This window comes from Streptomyces sp. NPDC047072, assembly GCF_040643855.1.
Classification (GTDB): Bacteria; Actinomycetota; Actinomycetes; order Streptomycetales; family Streptomycetaceae; genus Streptomyces.
Genome location: NZ_JBEYVC010000040.1, coordinates 40,411 through 55,115, shown reverse-complemented (window position 1 = coordinate 55,115; position 14,705 = coordinate 40,411). Strand labels below are relative to the sequence as shown.

Below are 14,705 nucleotides of genomic sequence, written 5' to 3'. Positions count from 1 at the left end.
CCGAAACCTCCCCGAAACCCCTGGTGGGAAAGGGGTTCTACGCTGGTGCGAAGGGCTTTCGGGAGCCCTGGGAACGGGAGGCGAGCACGTGGTCGACGATCCACGCCGGCACCCGCCGCACACCCGCCGGCTGCGCCCGGTGGCCGACGGCGAACTGGCGCTGCAGTACCGCACGGTGCACGGCTACCGCCGCGCGTTCCGCATGGCCGGCCAGGGACCGGCGCTCGTGCTCGTCCACGGCATCGGGGACTCCTCGGCGACCTGGGCCGAGCTGATCCCCGACCTGGCCCGCACGCACACCGTGATCGCCCCCGACCTGCTCGGCCACGGCGAGTCCGACAAACCGCGCGCGGACTACTCGGTGGCCGCCTACGCCAACGGCGTCCGGGACCTGCTCACCACCCTCGGCATCGAGTCGGCGACCCTGGTCGGGCACTCCCTCGGCGGCGGTGTGGCCATGCAGTTCGCCTACCAGTTCCCCGAGCGCACCGAGCGGCTCATCCTGGTCAGCGCGGGCGGCGTCGGCCGTGAGGTCAACCCCGTGCTGCGGCTGGTGTCGCTGCCCGGCGCCCACCTCATGCTGTCCTCGCTGCGGCTGCCCGGCATGCGGCTCCAGGTCGGCCTCGCCATCCACCTGATGAAGCTCCTGGACACCGACCTCGGCCAGGACGCCCCGGATCTGCTCAACCTCGTCGACGCCCTGCCCGACGAGACCTCCCGCAACGCCTTCATCCGCACCCTGCGCGCGGTCGTCGACTGGCGCGGCCAGGTCGTCACCATGCTCGACCGCTGCTATCTGACCGAGGGCATGCCGACCATGCTGCTGTGGGGCGACCGGGACAGCGTGGTGCCGGTGCGGCACGCGTACGGGGCGCACGAGGCGATGCCCGGCAGCCGGCTGGAGATCTTCGAGGGCGCGGGCCACTTCCCCTTCCACTCCGACCCCGCCCGGTTCGTCTCCCTGGTCGAGGAGTTCACGGCCACCACGGCCCCGGCCGACTGGAGCCGCGAGCACTGGCGGGAGCTGCTGCGCGAGGGGCGCCCGGGCACGGCGCTCGGACGGCCGGAGACCGCCCGGACGCGAGCTGTGGAGCGGGACTTGAGAGAGGCGAGCGAACGCAGCGCCACCTGAGGCGAATACCGTGCCACCTGGGCCCGAGTTGCCCCCGCGGCTCAGCCCTTCGGGCCCAGATACCCCAGGGAGGCCTCGATCCGCCCCGCCAGGTGATCCCGCTGCACGGGACCCCGGAGCGCCGAACCCTCCATCCATGTACGGCACTTGCTGGCGAGCAGCAGCCCGAAGGTCTCCGCCTCGCGCTCGTCGGTGAGGTCGAAGCGGGTGCGGGCGGCGACCTTGCGGACCGTCGCCTGGAGGTCGGCGCCGTCGCTGAGCAACCGGGCCGCGACTGCGGCGCCCTCGACGTGGTGCGAGCAGTGGCCGGCGTTCATGTGCCACAGCTCGTGGCCGAGGATGACCAACTGGTGGTCGGGAGCGGTGCGTTCCTCGATCACGACCAGGTCCTGGTCCGCCATGTCGAGCCACAGCCCGCTGGCGGTTCCGGGCGGGAAGGGCGCCGTACGGAAGAGGACGGGGCGGCCCCGGCGTCTGCTCATCGCGCCGCACAGGGCGCCGTACAGGTCCTCGGGCCTGGCCGGCACGGGGAGCTCCAGCTCCGCCATCAACTCGCCGCTCAGACGGCGCATTTGCTTCGCGATGCCCACAGTTCTCCCCCGGCTCAGGACTCGGGCCGCTTGACGCTCTCCAGGAGCATGTCCAGCCACTCCGCGACCTTGTCGCGGTGCTGGTCGGTGGGCAGCTGCGCGGCCCGCCAGGCGATCCCGCGGACGCCGTGGTCCTGCAGCAGCCGCTCCAGCGGGTCCGCGGCGGCGGCCGCGGCCTCCCGCTCCCGGTCGGCGAGCTTGTGCAGCAGTTCCTGCTCGGTGCGCTGCAGAGCGCCCGCGAGCGCCTCCGGGTCCTCGGCCGTCAGAAACCCGGCGTGCACCCGGAAGAACCGCTGGATGGCGTCGCAGTGTTCCATGGTGGGCCGCCGGTCGCCGTTGATCAGCGCGCCGGCCTGCTGCCGGGACATGCCCGCGCCGTCCGCGATCTCCTGCTGGGTGTACTTGCGCCCGTTGGGCTTGAGCCGGGTGCGGCGCAGCAGGTCCAGGCGCTGCAGGAACCGCGCCTGCACGTCCGGTTCGCCCGCGGGGCGCCCGCTCAGCAGGGCCTTGACCACGGGCTCGGGGACACCGGAGGCGACGGAGAGACGGGCGGTGTCGAAGATCTGCGCGTGCGGCACGCCGAGCCGGTCGGCGAGCGCGGTGACGCGGGCGACGACGGCGCCCAGCACAGCCGTTGTCACGTCGTCCGGGCTCTCGTGGCCATCCGACACCGACAGATCTCCTACGTCTCTCACCCGACTTCTCACCAGCGGTTGCCGTGAACTTCCCGGAGAGTAGCCCCTTGTTCGAACTCACATCCAGGTCTCGCCACAACTGTGGCCAATTTCAGCCGTCAACCGCTACGGAATGCCACGATAGTTGACACGCCTCGCTCCGGGGAAGCAGGATCAAGGCGCCGCGTGAAGGCCGCATAGGCAAGAGGGGTGACCTCCCGATGGCATATCAGGCAGGTGGGCAGCGGTCGCAGCCGCGGCCCGTCCCCGAGGGGCCCGAGGCCCAGGCCTATTTGCAGGACTACGCCACCCTCCTGGAGGCCCTCCCCTTCCCGTCCGTCGTCCTCGACCCCTGTTGGGACGTCGTCCTCTCCAACACCGCTTTCGCGTCACTTTTCCGTGCCGTGGGCCCGCATCCGACCGCCATGCCGGACGACAACTTCCTCCGGTTCGTGCTCTTCCACCCCGACGCGTCCGCCGTCCTCGGTGAGCACGAGTCCCGCTGGTTCCTGCCCGCCCTCGCGCACTTCGCGGCCGCCGTGGAGCGGCACGGCCACGACCACGGCCTGCAGTCCATCCGCCGGGACATCGCCCAGGACCCGATCATGGAAGCCGCCTACCGGCAGGGTCTGCCGCACTGGATCCGCGCGGTCGGCGAGCGCGCCGTGGAGCACGACGGCGCCGTCCGACCCGTGATCCACCCCGATCCGCGCTGGGGCGCGACCGAGTGCCGGGTCGTCGACGAGACCCCGCGCACACTGCGGGATCTGGGATACACCACAATGACCCTGGTGCTGCGCCCGGCCCGCCGGGCGTCACTCACCGGCGGCCGCGTCGCACGCGCCCGCCGTACGGCGAGCCACCTCAGCGTGGTACCCGCCCCCGAGGCCTGACGGGCACCGTCGGCGTTCAGGTCGCCGACGGCGCCTCGTCAGCTTCTCCCGCTGTGACCACGAGCACCAACGGCACGCCGTCGCAGGGCACCAGCCGCATCCCGTCCCGGTGTTGTGCCCGTCCCGTCGCCAACGCCCGTGCGAACTGCGGTCCCTTGCTCAGGGAGCCGACCAGACAGGACGGGTCGGATGAGGCGGCGACCCGGCCGCGGGCGTTCACCAGCCGGGCGGGACGGGCGAGTTGGTGCAGCATCGGCATCACGGCCGCCTCGAAGTGCCGTAGATACACATCGGCGGCGGCAACTCCCGTGAACCGGCCTCCCACTTGGACCGGCGCGGACAGCGTCAGGCTGTACTCGTCCGAGCAGAGGTAGTCGACGTACGGCCCGGCGACCGCCCGCTCGCCGGTGTCGCGGGGGAGTGCGAACCAGTCCCAGTGCGTGTAGTCGGCGTACGCCGAGTGTGCGGGGTCGAGGTCGAGCAGCAGCGGCCGTACGTCACCCTCCGCGCCGCTCTGCCACCATTCCAGCCATGCCGGTACGTCGCTCAGCAGCCCCGGCGCGGCGACGAAGCCGACCCCGGAGACCAACTCCTGCCGGGCGAGCCGCAGATGGAGACCGGGGCGCAGGGCGGCGAGGTCCGCCGTGGCGGGGGCACGGCCCTCAGCGGCCACCCTTTCCAGCAGGGCCGCGGTGTCGGCGCGGGTCGCCGCCACGGCGTCGAAGACGCTCTCCAGAGCCGAGCGGACGCACGCCGCCACCGACTCCTGACGTGCCCTGTCGAGCGGTGCCGTCGCGAGGCCCATGGCTGCCCTCCAGCGGACGGGGGACCGCGCGAGCAACACGCCCTAGAGCGCCAGACGCAGGGCGATCAGCCGTGCCGTCGACTCCCGGACGCATCGCTCGGCCAGCTCCCTGGCCGAATCCTGGACCCCATCCTGCACCGCCGAGATTACGGAGCGGTGACGGTCCGCCACCTCTTCACGATATGCGTCGTCCCCGAGCACAAGGCACAGCAGCGCCCCGACCTCCGTCTGGAGCGCGACCTGCTCCCGGGTGAGCCGGGCCGACTGCGCGGCGGCGGCCAGCTCCACATGGAACCGGCCGTACAGCCGGCTGCGCGCGGCTGCGTCCGCCGCGCGCGTCAACTCCTCGGCCGTACGCCGTAGTTGTACGAGATCCTCGGGCTCCGTACGCTCCGCCGCGAGCCGGGCCGCCGTACCGGACAGGGCCGCCCAGTGGTCGCCCAGGTCCCGCAGGCCCTCGGTGCTCCAGCCGCCGAGACGGGTCCTGAGCCGTTCCTCGCCGGGGAGTTCGGGCTGGGAGACGAAGGAGCCGCCGCCGCGGCCCCGGCGGGTGGTGACCAGACCCTGCTGGCGCAGGGCCATGAGCGCCTCCCGCAAGGTCACGGTGGACACACCGAGTTGGCCGGCCAGCTCGCTCTCGCCGGGGAGCTGTTCCCCGTCCGCGAGCAGGCCCAGTTCGATGGCGTCGCCGATCCGGCGCACGACGGTGTCCACCCGCGCCCGGTTGTCGACCGGGGCGAAGACGGCTCTGCGGGCGCCGCCGTCGAGATGCTGCTGCTGGTTCACGGCCACCACCTTGCCCGTTGACCCAAGCTTTACCGCGAGGGGGTCTTGAGATTGGAACTATGACTTCATATGTTTTCGCTCACCAACCGGTCAACGCCCGTGTGCGCCAGAAAGGTTCCCGCCCATGGAGGGGATTGCGATCCGGCTGCTGAACCTGCGGAAGTCGTTCGGGGAGACGACCGCGGTGGCCGGGGTCGACCTGGAGATCAGGGACGGGGAGTTCTTCTCGATGCTCGGCCCCTCCGGCTCGGGCAAGACCACCGTCCTGCGCCTGGTCGCCGGCTTCGAGACCCCGACCGAGGGCCGTGTCGAACTCGCCGGACAGGACGTCACCGGCCTCGCGCCCTTCGAACGCGACGTCCACACCGTCTTCCAGGACTACGCCCTCTTCCCGCACATGACCGTCGAGCAGAACGTCGCCTACGCGCTCAGGGTCCGCAAGGTGCCCAAGGCGGAACGGCTGGCCAGGGCCCGCGAGGCGCTCACCGAGGTCCGCCTGGAGGGCTACGGCGCACGGCGTCCCGCCCACCTCTCCGGCGGGCAGCGCCAGCGCGTCGCCCTCGCCCGCGCCCTCGTCGGCCGTCCCCGCGTCCTGCTGCTCGACGAACCCCTCGGCGCCCTCGACCTCAAGCTGCGCGAGGAGATGCAGGTCGAACTCAAGGCGCTCCAGCGCGAGGTCGGCATCACCTTCGTCCTCGTCACCCACGACCAGGAGGAGGCCCTGACGATGAGCGACCGCATCGCCGTCTTCCACCGGGGCCGCGTCGAACAGATCGGCACCCCGGCCGAGATCTACGAACGCCCCGCGACCCCCTTCGTGGCCTCCTTCGTCGGCACCTCCAACCTCCTCGACGGGGAGGCCGCCCGCCGGATCGTCGGCGCGCCGGGCACCTACAGCGTGCGGCCCGAGAAGATCCGGATCCTCAAGGAGTCCGCCGAGTCCACGGAACCCGAGAACTCCGGCGCCACCGGGACCGTCGCCGAGGTCGTCTACCTGGGCGACGCCACACGCTTCCTCGTCGACCTCGACGGCGGCGGCCGCCTCACGGCGCTCCAGCAGAACCTGGAGACCTCGTCCGAGGACGTGGCCGCGTACCGGGGTGCCCGGGTGCGACTGCAATGGCACCGGCGGCACTGCGTCGCGGTGCCCACCCCTGACTGACCCCTTCTCGCGGACGGAGTACGTCGTGCGCCTCCACCTCACAGCGGCCGTGGCCGCCCTCAGGACGGCTTCCGCCGTCACCCTCCTGCTCGCCGCCACCGCCTGCGGCTCCTCCGACTCCGGCACCGGCGACTCCTCCTCCGGCCTCAACCCACCCGACCTCAAGGCACCCACAAAGCTCGGCGCGACGGAGGGCCAGGTCAACCTGATCGCCTGGGCCGGCTACGTCGAGGACGGCTCCAACGACCCCAAGGTCGACTGGGTGAGCGACTTCGAGAAGCAGACCGGCTGCAAGGTCAACTCCAAGACCGCCGCCAGCTCCGACGAGATGGTCAAGCTGATGAAGACCGGTCAGTACGACGCGGTCTCCGCCTCCGGCGACGCCTCCCTGCGTCTGATCGCCTCCGGCGACGCGGCCCCCGTGAATACCGATCTCGTCCCCAACTACGCGGACATCTTCAGCGGGTTGAAGGACGGCTCCTGGAACTCCGTCGACGGGCAGATGTACGGCATCCCACATGGCCGCGGCGCCAACCTCCTCATGTACAACACCGAGAAGGTCACGCCCGCGCCCACCTCCTGGTCCGCCGTCTTCGACGACGCATCCAAGTACAAGGGCAATGTCACCGCGTACGACTCGCCCATCTACATCGCCGACGCCGCCCTCTACCTGAAGGCGACCCAACCCGACCTCGGTATCAAGGACCCCTACGCCCTCGACCAGAAGCAGTTCGACGCCGCCGTCGCCCTGTTGAAGAAGCAGAACGCCGACATCGGCGAGTACTGGTCCGACTACCTCAAGGAGATCTCCGCCTTCAAGAGCGGCGACTCCGTGGTCGGCACGACCTGGCAGGTCATCGCCAACCTGGCCGCCGACGAGGGCGCCAAGGTCAAGTCCCTTGTCCCCAAGGAGGGTTCGACCGGCTGGTCCGACACCTGGATGGTCTCCGCCAAGGCCAAGCATCCCAACTGCGCCTACAAATGGCTCGACTGGATCGTCTCGCCGAAGGTGAACGCCCAGGTCGCCGAGTACTTCGGCGAGGCACCCGCCAACTCCAAGGCGTGCGCGCTGACCAGCGACAAGAACTTCTGCACGACCTACCACGCCACCGACGAGAACTACTGGAAGAACATCGCCTTCTGGAACACCCCCATCGAGCAGTGCCTGGACGGCCGCACCGACGTCACATGCGTGCCGTACGCGAAGTGGGTGCAGGCGTGGACCGAGATCAAGGGCTGAGCGCATGGCCCTGCTGACCCGGACGGCGGGGGCGTTGCACCGCCGCCCCCGCCTCCGGCTGACCCTGCTGCTCGCGGCCCCGCTGCTGTGGCTGGCCGTCCTCTACCTCGGCTCTCTCGTCGTGCTGTTCGTCTCCGCGTTCTGGACGACGAACTCCTTCACCTCCGAGGTGGTGAAGGTCTGGTCGACCGACAACTTCCGGGAACTGTTCACCACACCGGTCTTCCGGCAGGTGATCGTGCGCAGTGTGGGCGTGGCCCTCGCGGTCACCGTCCTGTGCGCGGTGATCGCCTTCCCGGTGGCCTTCTACACGGCCCGGGTCGCGAGCCCGCGGTGGCGCCCCCTGCTGGTCGTCGCCATCCTCACCCCGTTGTGGGCGAGTTACCTGGTCAAGGTGTACGCCTGGCGGCTGATCCTCTCCGAGGGCGGTCTCGCCGACAGGATGCTGAAGCCGTTCGGCCTCGGCGGGCCGGGGTTCGGACTGACCGCGACCGTACTGACCCTGACATACCTCTGGCTGCCGTACATGATCCTGCCGATCCACACGGCGTTGGAGCAGCTGCCCACGGGACTCCTAGACGCCTCTGCCGACTTGGGGGCGCGGGCCGGGCGGACCTTCCGTTCGGTGGTGCTGCCGATGGTGCTGCCGTCCGTCGCCGCCGGCTCGATCTTCACGTTCTCGCTCAGCCTCGGCGACTACATCACCGTGCAGATCGTCGGCGGCAAGACCCAGCTGATCGGCAACCTCGTCTACTCCAACATCGAACTCAACCTGCCCATGGCCGCGGCACTCGGCACCGTGCCGGTGGTCGTCATCGTGCTGTACCTGCTGGCGATGCGCCGCACGGGTGCGTTGAGCAGTCTCTAGAGGAGCCCCCGTGCAACTTTCGCGCTCCGCCCGCATCGCCCTGCGCGTCGCGGCGTGCTTCGGCTTCGCCGTCATCTATGTCCCGCTCGTGCTGGTCCTCGTCAACTCCCTCAACCCCGACCGCAGCGCGAGCTGGCCACCGCCGGGACTCACCACACGCTGGTGGTCGGTCGCCTGGGAGAACACCGGGGCGCGCGAGGCGCTGTGGACCTCGGTGAAGGCCGGACTCGGTGCCACTGCAATAGCACTGCTGCTGGGCACGCTGATCGCCTTCGCCGTGGCCCGGTACCGCTTCTTCGGCCGGGGCGCGATCTCCTTCGTGGTCGTCCTGCCGATCGCACTGCCCGGCATCGTCACGGGCATCGCGCTCAATTCGGCCTTCGGTACGGTGCTGGAGCCGCTCGGCGTCGGGCTCGGCCTGTTCACCGTGGTCGTCGGACACGCCACCTTCTGCATCGTCGTCGTCTTCAACAACGTCGTCGCCCGGCTCCGGCGCACCTCCGGCTCGTACGAGGAAGCCGCGACGGACCTGGGCGCCCACACCTTCCGTGCCTTCCTCGACATCACGTTCCCGCTGGTCCGATCGGCGCTGCTCGCGGGCGGGCTGCTGTCCTTCGCGCTGTCCTTCGACGAGATCATCGTGACCACGTTCACCGCCGGTCCCGGGGTCGAGACCCTGCCGATCTGGATCTTCGACAACATGACGCGGCCGCAGCAGGCACCGGTGGTCAACGTGGTGGCCGCGGTGCTGGTCCTGCTGTCCGTGATTCCGATCTACGTCGCCCAGCGGCTGTCGGCCGACACGGCGACGGGGAGCCGGGTCTGAGGTGGTATCCCTGTCCAGGCGTTGAGGTATGTGACATAGTACTGGCGTGACCGAGCGACTGACCTGCGATGTCGTGGTAGTCGGGGCCGGGATGGTGGGCGCCGCCTGTGCCCTGTACGGGTCCCGCGCGGGCCTCGACGTGATCGTCGTCGACCGCGGCCCGGTGGCCGGCGGGACCACCGGGGCCGGGGAGGGCAACCTCCTGGTCTCCGACAAGGAACCCGGCCCGGAGCTCGACCTGGCCCTGCTCTCGGGACGGCTGTGGGCCCAGCTCGCCGAGGAGTTCGGCGAGGCCGTCGAGTACGAGCCGAAGGGCGGTGTGGTCGTCGCGTCCTCCCCGGGCGGGCTGACCGCGCTGGAGCGGTTCGCGGACGGACAGCGGGCCGCGGGAGTCGTGGCCGAGACGGTCACCGGGGGCGACCTGTACGCCCTCGAACCCCACCTCGCCCCCGGCATCCCGGGCGGCGTGTACTACCCGCAGGACGCCCAGGTGATGCCGGCGCTGGCGGCCGCCCACCTCGCCCGCGCGTCGGGCGCCCGCGTCTTGACGAACCGTGCGGTGACCGAGGTCCTGCTGTCCGCCGACGGCTCGGTGCGCGGGGTCCGTACGAGCGGGCGATCCGGGGGCGCCGCCGAGGAGATCCACGCTCCCGCCGTCATCAACGCCGCCGGCACCTGGGGCGGTGAGTTCGCCGCCCTCGCCGGTGTCCACCTCCCCGTCCTCCCGCGCCGCGGCTTCGTCCTCGTCACCGAGCCCCTCTCGCGCCGGGTCCGCCACAAGGTCTACGCCGCCGACTACGTGGCCGACGTGGCCAGCGACTCCGCCGCGCTGCAGACCTCGCCCGTCGTGGAGGGCACGGCCGCGGGCCCCATCCTGATCGGTGCGACCCGTGAACGCGTCGGCTTCGACCGGACGTTCTCGCTGCCCGCCGTACGGGCCCTCGCGGCGGGCGCCACCCGGCTCTTCCCCTTCCTGGCGGACGTCCGCGCCACGCGCGCCTACCTCGGCTTCCGCCCCTACCTGCCCGACCACCTGCCCGCCGTCGGCCCGGACCCCCGCGTGCCCGGCCTCCACCACGCCTGCGGCCACGAGGGCGCGGGCATCGGCCTGTCCACCGGCACCGGACACCTGATCGCCCAGATCCTCACCGACAAGCGGCCCGACCTGGACCTGACGCCGTTCCGCCCCGACCGTTTCCCCGCCCCCGAGGAGACCGCGTGAGTTCCCCGCTCGACCTGGCCGACGCCCACCCGGGCCCCGCCTTCACGGTCACCCTGGACGGCCGCGCGATCGAGGCGCTGCCCGGCCAGACCGTCGCCGCCGCGCTCTGGACCGCCGGGATCACCTCCTGGCGCACCACCCGCGGCGAGGGCCGCCCGCGCGGGATCTTCTGCGGCATCGGCGTCTGCTTCGACTGCCTCGTCACGGTCAACGACCGCCCCAACCAACGCGCCTGCCTGGTGCCATTGCACCCGGGCGACACGATCCGCACGCAGGAGGGGACGGGCCACGATGGCTGAGCGACCGCACGTCCCCGAGCGACCGCACCTGGCCGTGATCGGCGCGGGCCCCGCCGGGCTCGCCGCCACGGTCGCCGCCGCGGCTCACGGCCTACGGGTCACGCTGATCGACGCGGCCGAGGAGGTGGGCGGCCAGTACTACCGCCAACCCGCCACCGGCCTCCGCGCCCGCCGCCCCGAGGCCCTGCACCACGACTGGCGGACCTGGGAACGACTCAGGGACGGTCTGCGCGCCCACGTACAGGCAGGCACCGTAGGACATTTGACGGACCATCATGTCTGGTACGTCGAGCGTCACGAGACCGGCTTCACCGTGTACGCCCTCCTCGGTCCCGAGCAGGAGGAGCCGGTCGAGGTGCGCGCCGACGCCGTCCTCCTCGCCACCGGCGGCTACGAGAAGGTCCTGCCCTTCCCCGGCTGGGACCTCCCCGGGGTCGTCACCGCGGGCGGCGCCCAGGCCATGCTCAAGGGCACCCTCGCGGTCTCCGGCCGCACCGCCGTCGTCGCCGGGACCGGCCCGCTCCTCCTGCCGGTCGCGACCGGACTCGCCGCGGCCGGCGTCGAGGTCGCGGCCCTCGTCGAGTCCGCCGCCACCACGGCGTTCGTACGACGGTCCCGCGCGCTCGCGGCCGAACCGGGCAAGGTCGCCGAAGGCGCCCGGTACGCGGCCCGGCTGCTCCAGCACCGGGTCCGCACCCTCGCCCACCACACCGTCGTCGAGGCGCACGGCACCGACCGGCTGGAGGCGGTGACCGTCGCCGCGCTCGACACCGAAGGACGCGTCCGGCCCGGCACCGCACGGCGCATCCCCTGCGACACCCTCGCCGTCGGCCACGGCATGCTCCCGCACACCGACCTCGCCGAGACGCTGGGCTGCGGCCTCGACGGACCGGCCGTCCACGTGGACGCCGAACAGCGCACCGACGTGCCCGGGGTCTGGGCCGCGGGGGAGACCACCGGCATCGGCGGCGCGGCGCTCGCGCTCGCCGAGGGGCACATCGCGGGACGCTCGGCCGCCGCGCGGCTGCACGGTGCCGAACCCGACCCGGGGGAGTGGACGGCGGCCGCGAAAGCCCGTACCCGGCTGCGGGCCTTCTTCGCCGCGCTCGACACCGTGTACGCGCCGCCCGCGGGCTGGACCGACCAGGTCACCGACGACACCGTGGTGTGCCGCTGCGAGGAGGTCGACGCGGGTGCGGTCCGTCAGGCCGTGGCCGAGCTGGGCGCGGGCGATCCGCGGACCGTGAAGCTGCTGACCCGGGCCGGGATGGGCTGGTGCCAGGGCCGGGTGTGCGGGCCCGCGGTCGCCGGGCTCGCCGGGTGCGAACTCACGCCGTCCAGACGGCCGTTCGCGCGGCCGGTACCGCTGGGGGTGCTGGCGCGTGCCGGAGAGGACGAACAGTAAAATGTCACACTCTATTGAGAGGCTCACCATGACCGACACCGACCGCCGGCGCCCCTGGCACGGCGTGCTCGTAGCCACGGCGCTCCCTCTGAACGACGACCTGTCCGTCAACTACGGCCGGTACGCCGAGCACTGCGCCTGGCTGGTCGAGAACGGCTGCGACGGCGTCGTCCCGAACGGCTCGCTCGGGGAGTACCAGGTCCTCACCCCCGAGGAGCGCGCCAAGGTCGTCGAAACGGCCGTGGCCGCCATCGGCGGGGAGCGGGTCATGCCCGGCGTCGCCGCCTACGGCTCGGCCGAGGCCTGCCGCTGGGCCGAGCAGGCACGCGACGCGGGCTGCGCCTCCGTGATGCTGCTGCCGCCCAACGCGTACCGCGCCGACGAGCGTTCGGTGCTCGCGCACTACGCGGCGGTCGCCGAGGCGGGCGTCCCGATCGTGGCGTACAACAACCCCATCGACACCAAGGTCGACCTGGTCCCCGAACTCCTCGCCAAGCTGCACGCCGAGGGGTGCATCCAGGGCGTCAAGGAGTTCTCCGGCGATGTCCGCCGCGCCTACCAGCTGGCCGAACTCGCCCCGGAACTCGACCTGTTGATCGGCGCCGACGACGTCCTGCTGGAACTCGCCATCGCGGGCGCCAAGGGCTGGGTGGCCGGTTACCCCAACGTCCTGCCCGCCGCCAGCGTCGAGTTGTACCGCGCGGCCGTCGGCGGCGACCTCGACCGGGCCAAGAAGCTCTACGAGCAGCTGCACCCGTTGCTGCGCTGGGACTCCAAGGTCGAGTTCGTGCAGGCCATCAAGTTGTCCATGGACATCGTGGGCCGGCACGGCGGCCGGGTGCGTCCGCCGCGGGTCCCGCTGCTGCCCGAGCAGGAGGCCGCCGTACGGACCGCCACGGAGAGCGCCGTCGCCGCCGGACTTGCGTAGGTACAGGGCCTCACTGGCGCAGACACAGGAAGGTCGGAGCCATGCGCAGCAAACTCGTCCTGCACGCCGTCGACTCGCACACCGAGGGCATGCCCACCCGCGTGATCACCGGCGGGATCGGGACCGTCCCCGGCGCGACGATGAACGAGCGGCGGCTGTACTTCCGTGAACACCGCGACGACATCAAGCAGTTGCTGATGAACGAGCCGCGCGGCCACTCGGCGATGAGCGGCGCGATCCTCCAGCCGCCGACCCGCCCCGACTGCGACTGGGGCGTCCTCTACATCGAGGTCTCCGGCTACCTCCCGATGTGCGGGCACGGCACGATCGGGGTGGCGACCGTCCTGGTGGAGACCGGCATGGTCGAGGTCGTCGAGCCGGTCACCACGATCCGGCTGGACACCCCGGCCGGGCTGGTCGTCGCCGAGGTGGCCGTCGAGGACGGCGCCGCGAAGGCGGTCACCCTCCAGAACGTGCCGTCCTTCTCCGTCGGCCTGGACCGCAAGGTCACCCTCGCCGACGGGCGGAGCGTGACCTACGACCTCGCCTACGGCGGCAACTTCTACGCCATCCTGCCGCTGGACCAGTTCGGCCTGCCCTTCGACCGCACCCGCAAGGAGGACATCCTGAAAGCGGGGCTGTCCCTCATGGAGGCGATCAACGCCGAGGAGGAACCCGTCCATCCCGAGAACCCCTCCATCCGCGGCTGCCACCACGTCCACCTGATCGCCCCCGGCGCCACCGCCCGCCACTCACGGCACGCGATGGCCATCCACCCCGGCTGGTTCGACCGCTCGCCGTGCGGCACCGGCACCAGCGCGCGCATGGCCCAGCTGCACGCGCGGGGCGAACTCCCGCTGCACACCGAGTTCGTGAACGAGTCCTTCATCGGCACCAGCTTCACCGGCCGGCTCCTCGGCACCACCGAGGTCGCCGGGATCCCGGCCGTCCTGCCCAGCTTCACCGGGCGGGCGTGGATCACCGGCACGGCACAGTATCTTCTGGACCCGACCGATCCGTTCCCGGCCGGGTTCGTGCTGTGAGCGTGGACATAATGAGCCGGTATCACGTGACATTGCACCGTCCCCGCCGATCGTGCTGCACGGCCGCGTAGTCGACCGTGCACCACCGCAGCTAGGAGAGACCCTCATGCCCGCCCAGCGCACCAGCGCCCCCGCCGCCCCGGCCCTGCCCGTGCTGGGCGGCAAGAAGCGCAGCTACCGGGAGCGGGTCGCCGACGCCCTGCGGGCCGCGCTCGTCGCGGGTGAACTCCTGCCGGGCGAGGTGTACTCCGCGCCGACGCTCGCCACCCGCTTCGGCGTCTCGGCGACCCCGGTGCGCGAGGCCATGCTGGACCTCGTCAAGGAGGGCCTGGTCGACACCGTGCCCAACAAGGGCTTCCGGGTCACCGCGGTCTCCGACAAGCAGCTCGACGAGTACAAGCACATCCGGGCCCTCATCGAGATCCCCACCGTGGTGGACCTGGCCGCGACCGCCGGGCAGGTCTCCCTGGAGGCGCTGCGCCCGGCCGCCCGCGAGATCGTGCAGGCGGCCGTGGCCGGCGACCTCGTCGCGTACGTCGAGGCCGACACCCGCTTCCACCTCGGCCTGCTCGCCCTCGCGGGCAACGCCCATCTCGTCGAGGTCGTCGGCGACCTGCGTAAGCGTTCGCGGCTCTACGGCCTCACCGAGCTGGTGAAGGCGGGCCGACTGCTCGCCTCCGCCGAGGAGCACCTGGAACTCCTCGACGCGCTCATCGCCCGCGACGAGAAGGCCGTACACGAGGTGATGACCCGGCACCTCGGGCACGTGCGCGGACTGTGGGCGGCCCACGGAGAGCGCTGAGCTCCTCGCTCGGGACGGTGCACGGTTTAC

16 protein-coding genes are annotated in these 14,705 nt (G+C 71.6%); 12 read left to right on the top strand and 4 right to left on the bottom strand.

The features are described 5' to 3' along the window. Positions 1–88 precede the first annotated feature (88 nt). Positions 89–1,132, top strand: coding sequence for an alpha/beta hydrolase (locus ABZ896_RS19495; RefSeq protein ID WP_360930089.1), 1,044 nt, complete (start codon positions 89–91; stop codon positions 1,130–1,132). Between the two features lie 41 nt (positions 1,133–1,173). On the opposite strand, the gene ABZ896_RS19490 is transcribed toward ABZ896_RS19495, so the two are convergent. After that, positions 1,174–1,704 (bottom strand): toxin-antitoxin system, toxin component, encoded by a 531-nt coding sequence (locus tag ABZ896_RS19490; RefSeq protein ID WP_360930086.1) that lies wholly within the window; start codon positions 1,702–1,704, stop codon positions 1,174–1,176. A 32-nt stretch (positions 1,705–1,736) separates the two neighbouring features. After that, complete coding sequence (locus ABZ896_RS19485; protein WP_360930083.1) at positions 1,737–2,393, bottom strand: helix-turn-helix transcriptional regulator; 657 nt, start codon at positions 2,391–2,393, stop codon at positions 1,737–1,739. 224 nt (positions 2,394–2,617) lie between these two features. On the opposite strand from ABZ896_RS19485, the gene ABZ896_RS19480 reads away from it, so the two are divergent. Further along, positions 2,618–3,289, top strand: a complete 672-nt coding sequence (locus ABZ896_RS19480) for a hypothetical protein (protein WP_360930081.1) — start codon at positions 2,618–2,620, stop codon at positions 3,287–3,289. Between the two features lie 16 nt (positions 3,290–3,305). Here the strand turns inward: ABZ896_RS19480 and ABZ896_RS19475 are convergent, their stop codons facing one another. After that, positions 3,306–4,094, bottom strand: coding sequence for a cache domain-containing protein (locus tag ABZ896_RS19475; RefSeq protein ID WP_360930078.1), 789 nt, complete (start codon positions 4,092–4,094; stop codon positions 3,306–3,308). Positions 4,095–4,136: 42 nt separating this feature from the next. After that, positions 4,137–4,880 (bottom strand): GntR family transcriptional regulator, encoded by a 744-nt coding sequence (locus ABZ896_RS19470; RefSeq protein ID WP_360930076.1) that lies wholly within the window; start codon positions 4,878–4,880, stop codon positions 4,137–4,139. Positions 4,881–5,004: 124 nt separating this feature from the next. Between ABZ896_RS19470 and ABZ896_RS19465 the strand changes: the two genes are divergently transcribed. The 10 genes from ABZ896_RS19465 (at position 5,005) to ABZ896_RS19420 (ending at position 14,675) form a co-directional block, all read left to right on the top strand. Beyond that, positions 5,005–6,042: an ABC transporter ATP-binding protein gene (locus ABZ896_RS19465; protein WP_360930073.1), complete on the top strand. Its 1,038-nt coding sequence runs from the start codon at positions 5,005–5,007 to the stop codon at positions 6,040–6,042. Between the two features lie 25 nt (positions 6,043–6,067). Continuing rightward, complete coding sequence (locus tag ABZ896_RS19460) at positions 6,068–7,282, top strand: ABC transporter substrate-binding protein (RefSeq protein WP_360930071.1); 1,215 nt, start codon at positions 6,068–6,070, stop codon at positions 7,280–7,282. Positions 7,283–7,286: 4 nt separating this feature from the next. Next, the gene (locus ABZ896_RS19455; protein ID WP_360930068.1) at positions 7,287–8,150 is read left to right on the top strand and encodes an ABC transporter permease; all 864 of its coding nucleotides are present in this window, start codon (positions 7,287–7,289) and stop codon (positions 8,148–8,150) included. A 10-nt stretch (positions 8,151–8,160) separates the two neighbouring features. Beyond that, positions 8,161–8,976: an ABC transporter permease gene (locus ABZ896_RS19450; RefSeq protein WP_360930066.1), complete on the top strand. Its 816-nt coding sequence runs from the start codon at positions 8,161–8,163 to the stop codon at positions 8,974–8,976. Positions 8,977–9,022: 46 nt separating this feature from the next. Continuing rightward, positions 9,023–10,198 carry an FAD-binding oxidoreductase gene (locus ABZ896_RS19445; protein ID WP_360930063.1) on the top strand — a complete coding sequence of 392 codons (1,176 nt, stop codon included), beginning with the start codon at positions 9,023–9,025 and terminating at the stop codon, positions 10,196–10,198. After that, on the top strand, positions 10,195–10,497 hold the full coding sequence (locus tag ABZ896_RS19440) for a (2Fe-2S)-binding protein (RefSeq protein WP_360930060.1): 303 nt from the start codon (positions 10,195–10,197) through the stop codon (positions 10,495–10,497). Before ABZ896_RS19445 ends, ABZ896_RS19440 begins: the two co-directional genes overlap by 4 nt. Further along, positions 10,490–11,902 carry an NAD(P)/FAD-dependent oxidoreductase gene (locus ABZ896_RS19435; RefSeq protein ID WP_360930057.1) on the top strand — a complete coding sequence of 471 codons (1,413 nt, stop codon included), beginning with the start codon at positions 10,490–10,492 and terminating at the stop codon, positions 11,900–11,902. Before ABZ896_RS19440 ends, ABZ896_RS19435 begins: the two co-directional genes overlap by 8 nt. A gap of 28 nt (positions 11,903–11,930) precedes the next feature. Further along, a complete protein-coding gene (locus ABZ896_RS19430) occupies positions 11,931–12,830 on the top strand; it encodes a dihydrodipicolinate synthase family protein (protein ID WP_360930054.1) in 900 nt (299 codons plus the stop codon). Between the two features lie 41 nt (positions 12,831–12,871). Beyond that, positions 12,872–13,873 (top strand): proline racemase family protein, encoded by a 1,002-nt coding sequence (locus ABZ896_RS19425; RefSeq protein WP_360930051.1) that lies wholly within the window; start codon positions 12,872–12,874, stop codon positions 13,871–13,873. 106 nt (positions 13,874–13,979) lie between these two features. After that, positions 13,980–14,675 carry a GntR family transcriptional regulator gene (locus ABZ896_RS19420; RefSeq protein ID WP_360930048.1) on the top strand — a complete coding sequence of 232 codons (696 nt, stop codon included), beginning with the start codon at positions 13,980–13,982 and terminating at the stop codon, positions 14,673–14,675. Positions 14,676–14,705: the final 30 nt, after the last annotated feature.